Annotated in this window: 12 protein-coding genes; 7 read left to right on the forward strand and 5 right to left on the reverse strand. The window is 71.7% G+C overall.

Features of this window, described 5'->3' with window-relative positions; all coding sequences use genetic code 11:
* Positions 1-1,057, forward strand: a 1,057-nt coding sequence (sucB, locus tag ACFQVC_RS36480) for a 2-oxoglutarate dehydrogenase, E2 component, dihydrolipoamide succinyltransferase (protein ID WP_381838868.1), incomplete at its 5' end; no start/stop codon positions are given.
* Positions 1,058-1,210: 153 nt separating this feature from the next.
* Here sucB and ACFQVC_RS36485 read toward each other — a convergent pair.
* Together ACFQVC_RS36485 and ACFQVC_RS36490 are read right to left on the reverse strand one after the other, a co-directional pair.
* Positions 1,211-2,884, reverse strand: coding sequence for an ABC transporter substrate-binding protein (locus tag ACFQVC_RS36485; protein WP_381838870.1), 1,674 nt, complete (start codon positions 2,882-2,884; stop codon positions 1,211-1,213).
* Positions 2,881-3,945 carry a hypothetical protein gene (locus ACFQVC_RS36490; RefSeq protein ID WP_381838872.1) on the reverse strand — a complete coding sequence of 355 codons (1,065 nt, stop codon included), beginning with the start codon at positions 3,943-3,945 and terminating at the stop codon, positions 2,881-2,883. The genes ACFQVC_RS36485 and ACFQVC_RS36490 overlap by 4 nt, the downstream gene beginning before the upstream one ends.
* Positions 3,946-4,213: 268 nt before the next feature.
* Between ACFQVC_RS36490 and ACFQVC_RS36495 the strand changes: the two genes are divergently transcribed.
* The 3 genes from ACFQVC_RS36495 to ACFQVC_RS36505 all read left to right on the forward strand — a co-directional run bounded on the left by ACFQVC_RS36495 (position 4,214) and on the right by ACFQVC_RS36505 (position 9,051).
* Positions 4,214-4,837: a GntR family transcriptional regulator gene (locus ACFQVC_RS36495; RefSeq protein WP_381839108.1), complete on the forward strand. Its 624-nt coding sequence runs from the start codon at positions 4,214-4,216 to the stop codon at positions 4,835-4,837.
* Between the two features lie 422 nt (positions 4,838-5,259).
* Positions 5,260-7,956 (forward strand): pyruvate dehydrogenase (acetyl-transferring), homodimeric type, encoded by a 2,697-nt coding sequence (gene aceE, locus ACFQVC_RS36500; RefSeq protein WP_381838874.1) that lies wholly within the window; start codon positions 5,260-5,262, stop codon positions 7,954-7,956.
* A gap of 114 nt (positions 7,957-8,070) precedes the next feature.
* Positions 8,071-9,051, forward strand: coding sequence for a helix-turn-helix transcriptional regulator (locus ACFQVC_RS36505; RefSeq protein ID WP_381838876.1), 981 nt, complete (start codon positions 8,071-8,073; stop codon positions 9,049-9,051).
* On the opposite strand, the gene ACFQVC_RS36510 is transcribed toward ACFQVC_RS36505, so the two are convergent.
* Positions 9,042-9,962 (reverse strand): SDR family oxidoreductase, encoded by a 921-nt coding sequence (locus ACFQVC_RS36510; RefSeq protein ID WP_381838878.1) that lies wholly within the window; start codon positions 9,960-9,962, stop codon positions 9,042-9,044. The genes ACFQVC_RS36505 and ACFQVC_RS36510 overlap by 10 nt on opposite strands.
* A gap of 131 nt (positions 9,963-10,093) precedes the next feature.
* On the opposite strand from ACFQVC_RS36510, the gene ACFQVC_RS36515 reads away from it, so the two are divergent.
* Positions 10,094-10,618 carry a DUF4240 domain-containing protein gene (locus ACFQVC_RS36515; RefSeq protein ID WP_381839111.1) on the forward strand — a complete coding sequence of 175 codons (525 nt, stop codon included), beginning with the start codon at positions 10,094-10,096 and terminating at the stop codon, positions 10,616-10,618.
* A 172-nt stretch (positions 10,619-10,790) separates the two neighbouring features.
* Here ACFQVC_RS36515 and ACFQVC_RS36520 read toward each other — a convergent pair whose 3' ends face one another.
* Both ACFQVC_RS36520 and ACFQVC_RS36525 read right to left on the reverse strand, forming a co-directional pair.
* Positions 10,791-11,897, reverse strand: a complete 1,107-nt coding sequence (locus ACFQVC_RS36520) for a PP2C family protein-serine/threonine phosphatase (RefSeq protein WP_381839114.1) — start codon at positions 11,895-11,897, stop codon at positions 10,791-10,793.
* 191 nt (positions 11,898-12,088) lie between these two features.
* Positions 12,089-12,583 carry a GNAT family N-acetyltransferase gene (locus ACFQVC_RS36525; protein WP_381838880.1) on the reverse strand — a complete coding sequence of 165 codons (495 nt, stop codon included), beginning with the start codon at positions 12,581-12,583 and terminating at the stop codon, positions 12,089-12,091.
* 203 nt (positions 12,584-12,786) lie between these two features.
* Between ACFQVC_RS36525 and ACFQVC_RS36530 the strand changes: the two genes are divergently transcribed.
* Together ACFQVC_RS36530 and ACFQVC_RS36535 are read left to right on the forward strand one after the other, a co-directional pair.
* Positions 12,787-13,692 (forward strand): TIGR01777 family oxidoreductase, encoded by a 906-nt coding sequence (locus ACFQVC_RS36530; RefSeq protein ID WP_381838882.1) that lies wholly within the window; start codon positions 12,787-12,789, stop codon positions 13,690-13,692.
* 276 nt (positions 13,693-13,968) lie between these two features.
* Positions 13,969-15,345 carry an NAD(P)/FAD-dependent oxidoreductase gene (locus ACFQVC_RS36535; protein ID WP_381838883.1) on the forward strand — a complete coding sequence of 459 codons (1,377 nt, stop codon included), beginning with the start codon at positions 13,969-13,971 and terminating at the stop codon, positions 15,343-15,345.
* The last annotated feature ends 11 nt before the right edge of the window (positions 15,346-15,356 follow it).

A 15,356-nucleotide genomic window follows, 5' to 3' on the forward strand; every position in this document is an offset into this window, starting at 1 on the left:
CCACGAGGCTCCGGCACCGGCTCCGGCCACGCCCGCCGCCCCGGCTCCCGCGCCCGCCGCCCCCGCTCAGCCGGCTCCGGCCGCTGAGGCGCCCGCCGCGCCCGCGTCCTCCCCGGCCGACGACGGCGCCTACGTCACCCCGCTGGTCCGCAAGCTGGCCAACGAGAACGGCGTGGACCTGTCCACCGTCAAGGGCACCGGCGTCGGCGGCCGGATCCGCAAGCAGGACGTCACCGCCGCCGCCGAGGCCGCGAAGGCCGCCGCCGCGGCGCCGTCCGCCGCTCCGGCCGCCGCCGCGTCCGCCCCGAAGGCTCCGGCCATCGAGGCGTCCCCGCTGCGCGGCCAGACCGTCAAGATGACCCGCATGCGCAAGGTCATCGGCGACAACATGATGAAGGCGCTGCACGGCCAGGCCCAGCTCTCCAGCATGGTCGAGGTCGACATCACCAAGCTGATGAAGCTGCGCGCCAAGGCCAAGGACTCCTTCGCCGCCCGTGAGGGCGTCAAGCTGTCCCCGATGCCGTTCTTCGTGAAGGCCGCGGCCCAGGCGCTGAAGGCCCACCCGGTCGTCAACGCCCGGATCAACGAGGACGAGGGCACCATCACGTACCACGACTCGGAGAACATCGGCATCGCCGTGGACTCCGAGAAGGGTCTGATGACGCCGGTCATCAAGGGCGCCGGTGACCTCAACATCGCCGGTATCGCCAAGGCCACCGCCGACCTGGCGGGCAAGGTCCGCACCAGCAAGATCAGCCCGGACGAGATGTCCGGTGCGACCTTCACCATCTCCAACACCGGCTCGCGCGGCGCGCTGTTCGACACGATCATCGTGCCGCCGAACCAGGTGGGCATCCTGGGCATCGGCGCCACCGTGCGCCGTCCCGTGGTCGTCAACCACCCGGACCTCGGCGAGACCATCGCCATCCGGGACATGACGTTCCTGACACTCTCCTACGACCACCGTCTGGTGGACGGCGCCGACGCCGCCCGCTACCTGACCACGGTCAAGGAGATCCTGGAGGCGGGCGAGTTCGAGGTCGAGCTGGGCCTCTGAACCTGCTGGCTCGCTCAGCGGTAAGCGGTACACACCGAAGGCCCCGCCGGGACATCGCGTCCCGGCGGGGCCTTCGCCGTTGCTCCGGCGTTCACGGCACGGCCGTGTGCCTTCCCGCCACGGCGGCCGTGCGCCGTCGTCAGTCGGCCGTCGTCAGTCGGCCGTCGGCTGGCAGCCCTTCGCCTTGTCGACGTTCGGCGGCTGCCCGGTGGGCCAGGCCAGTCCGAGGAACCGGGTGCGCCGGGCCTGCTGCGCGACCTTGCCGTCGCTCGGATCGAGCTCCACGACGACCACCGCCTTGTCGTACGGATTGCCGGACGAGTCCAGACAGATCCAGCCGCTCGCCCCGCGCACCATGGTCTGCCCCTGCAGCCGGTCCCAGTCGTCCCTGATCTGGTCGGCCGTCGGCAGCTCCTTGCCGTCGATGAGATCTTCGTCCGCCATGCGCTCCCTGATGCCCTTGATGGCGGTCAGGGCGGCGTCGTGGACGACGTACATACGTGAGTCGATCAGGTCCACCTCGCCGATCCGCCCCACTGCATCGGGCCTGGTCCTGGGGTCGGCGAGCTGGACCAGGGCCTCGACGTCGGCCGCCGAACCCCCGGTCTTCGGGGCACCCTTGGCGGTCCATGCGTCCTTGTGCGCGTTGGAGGTGTAGCGCACGTTGATGCCCTTGCGGCCGCGCTCCGGATCGCCCTTGATCGCATCCCAGTCGAGGCCTTTGGCGTCATAGAGGGTGGACGCACCCGAGCCGCTGACCAGGGTGAACCGGCGGGTCGGGCAGTCACGTTCGCCGAGCGCCGAGATGAACTGCTGCAGCTGGACCACCCGGCCGGCGAAGTAGATCGTGTCGATCTCCGGGTCCGCGGCGCAGATGTTGTTGGCGAAGCGCCGGAACTCGCCGCCGAGGACGCCGTCCGCGTCGGACCCGGTGGACTTGTACGTCTTCTCCGGGTGCGGCGACTTCCTGAGCAAAGCGCGGAAGGCCTCGCGCAAGCTCGCGACGTAGTCGTCGCCCTCCACCGTGTCCGCGACGAGCACGGCCTTCTCCAGGCTGAGCCGCTTCTCCACGCGCAGTTCCCGGTCGAAGTTGACCAGGGCGGCGGCCTGTTCGGAGTTGGTGGGCGCGACCCGGGCGAGGCCGGGGAACTCCGGTTCGCCGGTGCGCGCGTTGGACACGGAGTCGGCCGTGGAAGGACCGAGCACGGCCGGTATGCGGTGCTTCGTGGTGAGGTCGGCCAGCGCGTCACGCGTCTCCTGCACGCTCAGATCGAAACCGAAGGCCACCCGGAGGTTGTCCTCACCCGACTTGGCGAGCTCGGCCAGCTTCGGGTGGACGACGTCCCAACTCTTGCGGTCCTCACCGATGTTGGCGAACACAAGGCGGATCTTCGGTGGCCCGGCGATCTGCCCGCTCTCCTGGTTGGCCCGGTACTGCGCCAGGTAGGCGCCCTGCACCTGATGCAGAATCTCCCGCTGCCTGCGCTCGTACGGCGAGGTCATCGGGATCTCCAGGGCGATGGTGGCGTGCAGCCCCTGCTCCGCCCTGGCGTTCTGCTCCCGGATGCGCTCGGAGACTTCGGACAGCCCCTCGGGGAAGTGGTCCGGGTCCCGCTTGAACCGGTCGGCGTTGTCCGTGACACCCACGCACTCGCCATGGACGTCGAAGAGTCCGTCCTTGCAGGGAGGTGGTGGCTGCAGCCAGTCCACCAGCAAGCGTATGAGGAGGTAGAGGCCGAACCCGGCGATCACGACGATCAGGAGGAGCCCCAGCGGGCCCACCGCGGGCCGCGCACGTCGGTCCGCTCCATTGCCTGCGTTGCTCACTGCTCCCCCTCACGCTGCGGCGGAACCACCGCTCGCAGCATCCATCGCTCGGGTCCCCTCTGGCCGGGCCGCGGCGCCCACTCCTTCAGCCGCTGCTCCACCGTGCTCAGGCTCTCGGCGCCCACGCCGGCCTGTTCGCCGACGGCAATGACGACAGGGCGGGTCACCGGCCGGTACCACCGCGCGTTGAGCGGGTCGTACACCCGCTGATAGGCGCCCCGGAAGGCCCGCAGGAGCGCCTTGCCCCCGGGGGTGTGCGAGCCGGGCACCAGGACGAGCGGCAGCCGGTCGCGATTCCATCTGCGCAAGGCGTTGTAGTAGGCGTCCAGATCGGCCAGGAGCGCTGCCGCGAGCAACGCCTCCAGGGGACGGTCGCGGTCGTCGACGCCGGCCGCCACAAGGTTGTACATGTACTCCAGAACGCCACCGCGCGGCCGGTGCAGCCAGCGGGACGGCGAGTCCAGAGTCCTGCCCCACCACCGCACGCCCTTGCGGTGCCGGTTGCCCGGTACGAGGAGATAGGCGAGCTCGAGGCCGAGCGCGGCGAGCGCACCCGGCGTCCCCAGGCCGAGCAGTGCGGCGGAGATCCCCTCCGGGGCGGGTTGCGGGGCGTCCTGCACCTGTCGCACGGTCTGGAGCCCTTTGGCGATGGTCGCCAGTTCCTTCACGTCCCGGTTCTGCGCCCACTGGTACACGAGGAAGCCCAGAGTGAACCGCGGAAATTTGATCTGCGGGCGGTTGCGTACATAGCAGCCGAGCCCCTGTGCCCGCGTGGACAGATACCAGAGACAGTTCACGACGTCTTGCCGCAGGGCCTGCTTGTCGCGCTCGTCCGTCGCCTCGAACGGCAGCGTCGGCGCGTTCACCGGGATAAGGCGCAGATGACGCCGGTACAGACGATTCAGAAACCGGTCCGCCTCCGCCGGCCGCACGCCGACCAGCTCGATCACCGGGGGCCCGCCTCGCCGGCGCAGCCGGGCACCGAGCAGGGAGCGCAGCGCGAGCCTGTCCTCCAAGGTCAGTTCGGACACAAGATAGTTCAGCGGCTCGAACCCGGACACTCCGTCCCCCCGTCGGTCCACGGTGCAGGTGGGCGCCGAATATACGAACCTCAAGTGACCCTGGCCACAGATACGTTGAGGTTGCCCCGAGCGCCTTCAGGATTGGCTTGATCCGCGTGTTTCGCCCTCCTCCCCGACGCCACCCGGCACCGCTACGTGACCGATGCCTCACGATGCGGTAGGACCCGGACAAAGAGCTACGCGTATCGTCATGGCATCGCACCTGCGTGAGGAGCCACCACCGATGAGTCCGAGCCCCGGGCCGGCCGTGACCGCGCCCGTCGTCCACTCGCTGCGCGAGCAGATCCGCGAGCACATCGTGGAGGGGATCGTCAGCGGCCGCTGGAAGCCGGGCGAGCGCATCGTGGAGCGGCGGATCGCGGTCGAGCTCGAGGTCAGCCAGACCCCGGTGCGGGAGGCGCTGCGCGAGCTCGAATCGCTGCGGCTGATCGAGTCGGCCCCCAACAAGGGCGTACGGGTACGCAATCTGACCGCCGCCGATCTGGAGGAGAGCTACCCGGTACGGGCCGGCCTGGAGCAGATCGCCGCCGAACTCGCGGCGGACCGTCTCGCCGACGACTGCTCGGCGCTCGAACCCCATGTCTCGGCCCTCTACGAAGCCGACCGTCTGGCCGACGGCACGGCCCAGGTGCGGCACACCGTCGGATTCCACCGTGAGCTGGTGCGCGCCGCGGGCAATTCGGTGCTCCTGCACACCTGGGAGGGTCTGGGCATCGAGGTGTTCACGGCCCTGTCGATCAGGTGGCTCGGCACCCAGCAGCAGTCGTACGCGGAGGAGCACGAGGAGCTGGTGGCCGCGTTCCGGCGCCGCGATCCGCGGATCGGCGAGCTGGTCAAGGTGCACGTGCTCGGCTGCGCGCCGCGGGCCTGACCGTCGGTCTGCCCGTCGGTGGCGCAATGCGAGCTCGCCCGGCGATTACCTGAATTGAGCCCGCCCTGGGGGCACCACCAGCGGTAGCTGGGGGAGTTTGAGGACGAGCGCGGAGCGCGATCGCCGGGCACGCGGGCCGACGTCCACATGCACAAGTGACGCTCACATGCACCCCACCCGCCCCAAAGTAGCGTCCACTTTGCCCCGCTTTAGGCGACACCGCGTGCCCAAAGCCACGGCACGCGGTGCCAATTTCTCGACGTAGACAAATTTCTCCCTTCAACCCTTTGATCGATCATCGATCAGTTGCTTACAGTCGACGGCGGGCTGCACCCAGCCCACCACCCTGTCCTGCCAGATAGGGCCATCTCCACCCCCTCTTCCGCGCCGCTGCGGGAGAACCTGTCCGGAAGGCGTCGATCATGACCGACCCCGTAGGCAAGCTTCCGAGCCAGCTCGACCAGCTGCCGGACCGCGACCCGGAAGAGACCGCCGAGTGGGCGGCGTCCGTGGACGCCGTGAGCGAGCACGCCGGTACGCATCGCGCCGAGTACCTGCTCCGCCGCACCCTCCAGCACGCCGAGGACGCGGGCCTCGCCCTGCCCCGGCTCCTGGAGACGGACTACGTCAACACCATCCCCACCTCCGCCGAGCCGGTCATCGACGGCGACGAGGAGATGGAGCGCCGGATCACCGCATGGAACCGCTGGAACGCGGCGGCCATGGTGACCCGCGGCTCCAAGTACGGCGTCGGCGGCCATATCGCCACCTTCGCCTCCGCAGCCTGGCTCTACGAGACCGGCTTCAACCACTTCTTCCGCGGCAAGGAGCAGGACGGCTCCGGCGACCAGCTCTACATCCAGGGCCACGCGTCGCCCGGCATCTACGCCCGCGCCTTCCTGGACGGCCGCCTCACCGAGGCGCACCTCGACAACTTCCGCCGTGAGTCCGGCGGCGACGGCCTGCCGTCCTACCCGCACCCGCGCCGCCTGCCGTGGCTGTGGGAGTTCCCGACCGTGTCGATGGGCCTCGGCCCGCTCTCCGCGATCTACCAGGCCCGCTTCAACCGGTACCTCACCAACCGCGGCATCAAGGACGTCTCCGACTCGCACGTCTGGGCGTTCCTCGGCGACGGCGAGATGGACGAGCCCGAGTCGACGGCGGCACTCGCCCTGGCTTCGCGCGAGGGTCTGGACAACCTGACCTTCGTCATCAACTGCAACCTGCAGCGCCTCGACGGCCCGGTGCGCGCCAACTTCAAGATCGTGCAGGAGCTGGAGGCCCAGTTCCGCGGCGCCGGCTGGAATGTCGTCAAGTCCCTGTGGGGCAACGCCTGGGACGAGCTCTTCCAGCTCGACACCACCGGCGCCCTGGTCCGCCGTATCCGCCAGGTGCCGGACGCGCAGATCCAGACGTACCAGACGCGTGACGCCGCCTACATCCGCGACCACTTCTTCGCGGGCGAGCCGGCCCTCGTCGAGCTCGGCAAGCTGCTCAGCGACGACAAGATCCTGGAGTGCTTCCAGCTGTCGCGCGGCGGCCACGAGCCGCGCAAGGTGTACGCCGCGTACAAGGCCGCTCTCGCGCACAAGGGCGCCCCGACGGTGATCCTGGCCCAGACGGTCAAGGGCTTCACGCTCGGTGAGGGCTTCGCGTCGAAGAACGCGAACCACCAGATGAAGAAGCTGACGACCGACGAGTTCAAGAACATGCGTGACCTTCTTGAACTGCCCATCAGCGACAGCCAGTTCGTCGACGGCGTGGTGCCCTACGGCCACCCCGGCGCCGACTCCCCCGAGGTCCGCTACCTGCAGGAGCGCCGCGCGGCGCTCGGCGGCCCGGCCCCGGCCCGGCGTACGCACGCGGTCGAGCCGCTGCCCGCCCCGGCGGACAAGGCCTTCGCCGCCTTCGACAAGGGCTCGGGCTCGCAGTCGATGGCGACCACGATGGCCTTCGTACGCCTCGCCAAGGACCTGATGCGGGACAAGACCTCCGGCAAGCGCTGGGTGCCGATCGTCCCCGACGAGGCGCGCACCTTCGGCATGGAGTCGCTGTTCCCCTCGCTCGGCATCTACTCGCCCAAGGGCCAGACGTACGAGCCGGTCGACCGCGACCAGCTGATGTACTACCGCGAGGCCAAGGACGGCCAGATCCTCAACGAGGGGATCACCGAGGCCGGTTCGATGGCCGACTTCATCGCCGCGTCGACCGCGTACGCCACGCACGGCGAGACGATGATCCCGTTCTACATCTTCTACTCGATGTTCGGCTGGCAGCGCACGGCCGACCAGATGTGGCAGCTCGGCGACCAGCTCGGCAAGGGCTTCCTGGTCGGCGCCACGGCCGGTCGTACGACGCTGACCGGTGAGGGTCTGCAGCACGCGGACGGCCACTCGCCGATGATCGCGGCGACCAACCCGGCGGCGCTGTCGTACGACCCGGCGTTCGCGTACGAGGTCGCGGCGATCGTCAAGGACGGTCTGAAGAGGATGTACGGGGAGCCCACCCCCGGTGTGGACTCGAACGTCTTCTACTACCTGACCGTCTACAACGAGCCCATGCCGCAGCCCGCGAAGCCCGAGGGCGTCGACGAGGGCATCGTGAAGGGTCTGTACCGCTTCAACACCGCCGAGTCCGCCGGGCTTTCGGTCGCCGACGACGCCCCGCGCACCCAGCTGATCTCGGCCGGTACGGCCATCCACTGGGCGCTGAAGGCGCAGCAGCTGCTCGCCTCCGAGTGGGGCGTGGGCGCGGACGTGTGGTCCGCGACCTCCTGGACGGAGCTGCGGCGCGACGCGATGGAGGCCGACGCGGCGCTCCTGCGCGGTGAGGAGCGGACGCCGTACATCCGCGAGGCGCTCGAAGGTGTCACCTCGCCGGTGCTCGCGGTCTGCGACTACATGCGGCAGGTGCCGGACCAGATCGCGCAGTGGGTCGAGCAGGACTACACGTCGCTCGGTGCGGACGGCTTCGGTCTGTCCGACACGCGCGACGCCGCGCGACGCCACTTCGGTGTGGACGCGGAGTCGATCGTGGTGGCCGCGCTGGCGCAGCTGGCCCGCCGCGGTGAGGTCTCGGCCTCGGCCGTGAAGGAGGCCCGGGAGAAGTACGGGCTCTGAGCCCCTGGCTCCCGTTGAGTGACCGGCCCCCGCCGCGCTTCGGTGCGACGGGGGCCGTTGTCTGCGCCGGAGCCCCCGTTACGGGGAGGGGCGGGGTGGGGAAACAATGCCCGTATGCGTGCCGCCCGCCTCATCAAGATGGTGCTCCTGCTGCAGAACCGGCCGTCCATGACCGCCGCCGAACTCGCGCAGGAACTCGAAGTGTCCGAGCGCACCGTCACCCGGGACGCCCAGGCGCTGTCCGAGGCCGGTGTGCCCGTGTACGCCGACCGCGGCCGGCTCGGCGGCTACCGGCTGATCGGCGGCTACCGCACCCGCCTCACCGGCCTCGCCCGCAGCGAGGCGGAGGCGCTGTTCCTGTCCGGGGTGCCGGGCGCCCTGCGGGAGATGGGCCTGGAGGACGCCTCGTCCGCCGCCCGCCTCAAGGTGTCCGCGGCGCTGCTGCCCAGCCTGCGGGACGCCTCGCAGACGGCGTCGCAGCGCTTCCACCTGGACGCGCCGGCCTGGTTCAGGGAGCCCGAGACACCCGAGCTGCTGCCCGCGGTCGCGGACGCGGTGTGGGACGACCGCCGCATCACGGCCCGATACCGGCGCGGGGCGGGAAGCCAGGACGCCGAGGTGGAGCGGGAGTTGGAGCCGTACGGCCTGATCCTCAAGGCGGGCGTCTGGTATCTGTGCGCCCGTGTGCCGGACGCGGACCACCGGGTGTACCGGATCGACCGGTTCACGGCCGTCGCCGCGGGCGAGGAGCGCTTCGCCCGCGACGAGGACTTCGACCTGCCGGGCTTCTGGGAGGAGCGGGCCGCCCAGTTCGCGCGCTCGATCCTGCGCTCCGAGGTCGTCCTTCGGCTCTCTCCCGCCGGGGTGCGCAGACTGCCGCACGCCACCGACGCGGTCTCCGTCCGCGAGGCCCTGGACGGTGCCGAGGCGCCCGACGGACAGGGCTGGGTGCGGATCACCCTGCCCGTCGAGTCCGACGAGGTGGCGTACGCGCAGCTGCTCTCCCTCGGCCCGGAGTGCGAGGTGCTCGAACCGGCCTCCCTGCGCGAGCGGTTCGCCGACACCGCGGCGCGCCTCGGTGCGCTCTACCGGTAGCCGGTGACGTCCGCCGGCTTGCCCACGGACTCGACTTCCGCGATGTAGCGCCACGCGTCGGGGGCTGAGCCGTCCACGTCCGTGAAGCCGTACTCCTTCGCGAGGCCGCCGCTGGACAGGGACTGTCCGTTGAAGCGGTGTACGTCCGGGTCGGCGGCGAGCGCCGCGAGGGCACGGCCCACGAAGGTCGGGGTCTCCGAGATCGCGAAGTGCGGGTTCTGCTCACAGCCGTCGAGCCAGTTCTCCTCGGTCACCTTGAAGTGGGTGTCGAGCATGGCCTCCGAGCGCAGCCAGCCCGGCGTCAGACAGACCGCCGTACAGCCGTACTCCTCCAGCTCACCGGCCAGGCCGCGGGCCATCCGCAGCGGTGCCGCCTTGGCCAGGTCGTAGTAGAACGGCTCGCGATAGCTCTTGTTGGACTCTTCCGTGCCGTCGGTGACTTCGACGATCAGACCGCCCGGGTTTCTGACCAGGAGCGGCAGGGCGATGCTGCTGGTGACGATGTGGGTCTCGATCCCGAGGCGCAGCACCCTGAGCCCCTTGTCGAGGTCGTGCTCCCACATCTTCTTGCCCCACTCGACGTGGATGTCACCGCCCCAGACGTCGTTGACCAGGATGTCGAGCCGGCCGTGGTCCCGGTCGATACGCCCGACCAGGGCGCGCACCTGCTCGGCGTCGAGGTGGTCCGTGGGTACGGCGATGCCGGTGCCGCCCGCCGCCGTCACCAGCTCCGCGGTCTCCTCGATGGTCTCGGTGGCGCGCCCGACCTCGCTGATCCGCCCCCGTGTCGTACGTCCCGTGGCGTACACCGTGGCCCCGGCCCGGCCCAGCTCCACGGCCATGGCGCGGCCCGCGCCCCGTGTCGCACCCGCCACCAAGGCGATCTTCCCGTGCAGTGCTTTCTTCTCCATACGTCGAGATTCGCACCGATACCCGACACCTGCTGTCGGGTAAGCGCGACGAATTCGGCTGCGCGCGTACGGGTAACAAGAGCGGCACTCCGCGTGCGCCGGTGTGCCATAGGGCCGATGCTTGTCCCGTGATGGACGAGACGGAGTTCTGGGAGCTCATCGACAGCACCCGCGCGGCCGCCGACGGCGACCCCGAGGACCATGCCGACCTGCTCGTGGAGCGGCTCGTACAGCTCGATCCCGACTCCGTCCTGGACTTCGCGCGGCACTTCGAGGCCCGCTACAACCGTGCCTACCGCTGGGATCTGTGGGGCGCGGCCGCCGTGCTCCTCGACGGGGCGAGCGACGACGCCTTCGACTACTTCCGGTGCTGGCTGATCGGCCAGGGCCGGGAGGTCTTCGAGGGCGCCCTGCACGAACCGGACTCCCTCGCGGAGCTCGTGCAGGACTTCGACGACGAGATCGACGGCGACGGCGAGGAGCTCGGGTTCGCCGCGGACGAGGCCTACGAGCAGCTCACCGGTGTGGTCGCCCCCGATCTGGGCATCCCGCCCGCGCCCGCGGAGCCGCAGGGCACGCCGATCGACTTCGAGGACGAGTCGGCGCTCGCGCGCTATTACCCGCGACTGTGGGACCGCTTCGGCCCTGCGGACTAGGCGCTCCGCGGGAAGTCCGGTCCGCGGGAAGCCCGGTCCGCGGGAAGCCCGGTCCGCGGGAAGTCCGCTCCGCGGGAAGTCCGCTCCGCGGGAAGCCCGGTCCGCGGGAAGTCCGGTCTGCCGCCTGCGGGTGCGTCGCGGCCGGTCGCTCCCCCGGACTCCCGGCTCCCCCTCAGCGCAGCTGGGACGGTGCGAGCACCAGCAGGGCCACGTCGTCCCCCACCTCGCCCGCAAAGCACCGCAGATCCCGCCACACCGCATCGGCGAGCACGGCCGGCTCCCCCTCCCGCACCTCAAGGGGCAGCGCCGCGAGCCGCCGCACCAGCGGGTAGCAGGAGCCCGTCGCGTCCCGCGCCTCCGTCACACCGTCGGTGTGGGCGAGCAGCCGGTCACCGGGTTCGAGCGCGAGGACGAGTTCCCGGGGCGCCGCGTAATGCGCCAGGCCGAGCCCGAGCGGGGGGCCCGACTCCGGTTCCGGTTCCGTCACGGCCCCGCCGCGAAGGAGCAGCGGCGGCGGGTGGCCGCAGGACAGCATCCGTACGACCGAGGTGTCCGGCGGGAACTCCAGGAGCACCGCGGTGGCGAAGAGTTCGGCGTGCTGCACGTCGGCGGAGTCCGTGACCAGGCGCCGGTCGAGCTTGGCGGCGACGCCTTCGAGGGAGGGCTCGTCGAGCACCGCCTCCCGGAAGGCACCGAGCAGCGCGGCCACGGTGCCCACGGCGGCGAGCCCGTGCCCCTGCACATCGGCCATCAACGCCCGGACCCCGTAAGGGCCTTGGCGTACGTCGTAGAGGTCGCCGCCGACGAGCGTCCCGCGCTGTGCCGCCTGGTACAGGCCCGCGCAGCGCACCGGCCCCACCTGCGGCGCGAGCGGTGGGAGCACCGCCAGCTGGGCGGCCTCCGCGACGGAGCGCACGCTCACCAGCTGGGCCTCGCGACGGCGGCGTACGACGGAGATGACGACGCTGAGCAGCCCCACGAAGGCGACCATGGCCGCGTCGCCGCTGCCGGGGTGGCCGCCGCGCATGCCGGGCACCGAAAGGAGGATCACCACGGCGATGCCGTAGCAGGCGGTGGCCACCGGACCGTAGGCGAGCGCGGCGAGCGGTGGTGTCGCGGCGAGCAGAAAGCTCAGCTCGATCTCGGTCGGGGTGAGCTCCTGCAGCGTGGCGAAGGCGATGAGCAGCACGGTCGGCAGCCAGCGGGCCCACCTGGGCGGCGGGGCGCCGCGCTTCCAGTGCGCCTCCTTCTCGTCGCTGCCGCGCCGGTCGCTGTACAGCGGCCGGGCGAACCCGCGACGCCCCTGGCTGCCGGTCACGCCTGCGTTCCGGGCTGGCACCGGTGCGGGGCAGGGGGCAGCGGGGACCTCATAACGGCAACCCTCCTGTGCGGGCCGGGACACCGCACCTCGGGCCGCTCGGTCAGGTGACCGGCGCGGGGGCGGCTTCGGGAAGCGACCGACAACAGAGCTCAGTCGTGCAGGGCCCGGCCCATCAGCACGTCGTCGGCGTACACCCCGTCGAGCAGGAACTCGCCCGGCAGTACGCCCTCGACCACGAACCCCTCCGCCTCGTACAGCTTGCGGGCGGGGGTGTTGTGCCCGAGCACCCGCAGGGTGAGCCGCTCGGCGCCCTGTCTGCGGGCCTCCGCGCCGGCCGCCCTGACCAGCGCCCGGCCGATGCCACGGCCGCGCGCCCGGTCGGCGACGGCGAGGCCCTGTATCTGGCGGACATGGGCGGTCGCGGCCAGCGGCGTGGGCGCGACGAGCCGGATGTACCCGGCGATACGGCCCTCGGTCTCGGCGACGAGATAGTCCCCCGGAGCGTGCCGCTCGTCGAAGAACGGCGCGTTCGGCGCGGGCCTCGGCAGCACGGCGTGCAGCCGCGACCAGGTCTCCCGGTCGAGCCGCGCGAGCTCGGCCTCGTCGGCGGGAACGGCGTGGCGTATGAGGGGACGGTTGGACATGCGGGCCACCCTAATCAGCCCGTCGCCCCGTGAATCAGCCCGCCCGGCCTCAATCAGACAGCCCGGTCTCCATCAGCCAGCCCCGGCCTCAATCAGACAGCCTGGTCTCCATCAGCCCGCCCCGGCATCGATCAGACCGCCTCTCGGGGGGGGCTGGGGCCAGCCCCCATGACGGCGCACCCCACTGAGGGCACCATGGGTCCATGCACAAGCCTGCGCACCGCATCGCCGTAGCCGGCGCCTCCGGCCTCATCGGCACGGCCCTCACCCGCTCCCTGGCCGATGACGGGCACGAGGTGCTGCGTCTGGTGCGCCGCCCGGCCCGGGGCGACGACGAGATCGAGTGGGATCCGAAGCGGCAGTACGTCCGCACCGCGGCGCTCGCCGGCTGCGACGCCGTGGTCAATCTGGCCGGGGCCGGTATCGGTGACCACCGCTGGACGGCGGCGTACAAGAAGGAGCTGCGGGACAGCCGGGTGCTCGGCACCGCGGCACTCGCGGAGGCGGTCGCCGCGCTCGACGAGCCGCCGCGGGTGTTCCTGTGCGGCAGCGCGATCGGCTACTACGGCGACACCGGGGAGCGCGCGGTGGACGAGAGCGCGCCCGCGGGCGACGGCTTTCTGCCGTCCATGTGTGTGGAGTGGGAGGAGGCCGCGGGCCCGGCCGTCGAGGCGGGGGTGCGGACCGTCTTCGCCCGCTCCGGTCTGGTCGTGGCGCGCGAAGGCGGGGCGTGGGGGCGGATGTTCCCGCTGTTCAAGGCAGGGCTCGGCGGCCGGCTCGGGGACGGCCGCCAGTACTGGAGCTTTATCGCGCTGCACGACGAGGTGGCCGCGCTGCGCCATCTCCTCGACACGGAGGAGCTGTCGGGCCCGGTGAATCTGACGGCGCCGCACCCCGTGACCAACCGTGAGGTGACGGCCTCGATGGGGCGCGTGCTGCACCGGCCGGCCCTGCTGCCCGCCCCGGCCCCCGCCCTGCGCGTGGTGCTCGGGGAGATGGCGGGCGATGTGCTCGGCAGCCAACGCGTGCTCCCCGCCCGCCTGTTGGACTCGGGGTTCCGCTTCGCGTTCCCGACGATCGACGAGGCGGTACGCGCGGCGCTGCGCTGACCCCCGGCGGCCCGGCCCGGCTACGTTCCGGTCCTTGTTTCGGTCCTCGTTCCGGCCCTCGTTCCGCCACCGGCCACTCCCCCGGCCGCCCCCGGCCGATCCCCGCCCGTCCCCCACCGACTCCCCCCCCCCCCGTGCGACCGCGTGCGACCGTGCACGGTCAATGCGCGACTGCTCCTGACCGACTTGGCTCCTACCCTCGTGCCGAACTCGGGTATTCCTGGGCCCTGTCGGGGCATCACGTCCCCAGCAGCCGCGCAACCTCGGGAGGGGCACGTGCTTGAGCCCGCGGAACAGGCGGACGTCGTCATCGTGGGAGCCGGAGTGGCCGGGCTCTCCGCAGCTCTCCAGCTCACCAGGGCGGGGGTGAGCACCACCGTCGTCGAAGCGGCCCCCCATGTGGGCGGCCGGATGACGACCGAGCAGGTCGACGGATTCCGGCTCGACCGGATCGGCCGGCTGCTCTCCACTTCGTATCCGGAACTGCGCCGCACACCGGGCCTCGAGGGCCTCCCCCTGTGCGCTTTCGCGCCCGGCGTCCTGGTCCACAGCGGCGGCCGGGTGCACCGGACCTGGGAGCCGGGAACTGCACGGGGTGCCACCCCGGCCACCCGCCGGAGCGCGAGGGGCGCACGGAGCGCACGGAGCGCGCTCACCGCGGCGCGCACTCTGGCAGGCGCCCCCAGGGTGCCGCTGGTCTCCCGCCCGCAGCGCCCCTTCCTCGGCAGCGCCTTCGACCAGGCCCGGCTCGGCGCCGCGCTGACCCGGCTCGCGGTCACGCCCGTGGAGCGGCTCCTGAAGCGGCCCGAACTGCCCGCCGCACAGGCCCTGCTGGCGCGCGGCCTGCCCGCGAGGACCGTCGACGGCCTGCTGCGCCCGCTGCTTGCCGCACTGCTCTGCGACCCCGGCCTCGACACGTCGAGCCGCTGTGCCGACCTCGCCCTGCGCAGCTACGCCCGCGGCCGTATGTGCGTACCGGAGGGCGGCGCGGGCACCCTGCCCGCGCTCCTCGCGGCGGCGCTGCCGCCCGGCACGGTGCACACCGGGGTCAAGGCCGTGGAGATCGCCACCACCGCCGTACGCACCGCCGACCACGGTGAACTGCCGTGCCGCTCCGTGGTGTTGGCGACCGGCGCCCGGCAGGCCGCGGAGCTCCTGCCCGGCCTGCGGATGCCGTCCTTCCACGCGGTGACCGTGCTGCACCACAGCGCGCCACGGCCGCCGCTCGCCGAGCCCGCGCTGCTGCTCGACGCCGACCGCGGCGGCCCCGTCGCGCACACCGCGGTGATGAGCGAGGTCGACCCCACGCGCGCCCCCGCCGGCCGTGCGCTCGTCTCGTCCGTGGTGCTCGGCCCGCCGCCCGACGAGGACGACGTACGCGCCCATCTGTCCGGCCTGTACGGCACGTCCACGGCGAACTGGGAGCTGCTCGCCGTCCACCACGACCAGGAGGCGGTCCCCTCGATGCCCGCGCCGCACGACCCGCGACGCCAAGTGCGCCTGCTGGCGGGCCTGTACGTGTGCGGCGACCACCGCGACACCAGTACGGTCCAGGGCGCCCTGCACTCGGGGCGGCGCGCGGCCCACGCGGTCCTGGACGACTTCGGCCTCGCCCCCCGCAACGACCTGCGGACGGTGCCCGTGGCCGCGTAGCAGCGGACAGG

The organism is Streptomyces monticola (assembly GCF_042665355.1).
Classification (GTDB): Bacteria; Actinomycetota; Actinomycetes; order Streptomycetales; family Streptomycetaceae; genus Streptomyces; species Streptomyces monticola.